Source organism: Desulfovibrio sp. SGI.102 (genome assembly GCF_050314315.1).
Taxonomy (GTDB): Bacteria; Desulfobacterota; Desulfovibrionia; order Desulfovibrionales; family Desulfovibrionaceae; genus Desulfovibrio.
On sequence record NZ_JBNPNC010000147.1, the window covers coordinates 1 to 273 of the forward strand.

1 protein-coding gene is annotated in these 273 nt (G+C 52.0%); it reads left to right on the forward strand.

What is annotated here, in order from left to right:
• On the forward strand, positions 1–215 hold a 215-nt coding region (locus tag ACQRCJ_RS12555), incomplete at its 5' end, for a hypothetical protein (protein WP_427799959.1).
• Positions 216–273: the final 58 nt, after the last annotated feature.

Consider the following 273-nt stretch of genomic DNA (forward strand, 5'->3'; position numbering starts at 1 on the left):
CCTGCCTTTTGCCAGCGGGCCTGCGCATGGATGGGAATGGGGTTGCCTTGGCTGTGAAGATGCTCAAAACGAAAATATTGCAAGGCAGCGGTGTCGCCATCGACATCCAGCGGAATAGTGTTTGCGAATTTTCGGGACTGGCCCGGAAAGCACACGATGGTATTTTATGGACCATCATGCCTTTTCAAGGCGTCCTTCCTCCTACCGGCTGTTGATGGGGCAGAATTTTTTCCAGAGCAGGAACATCCCTCAACTTGCGCCAGCCATAAAAAA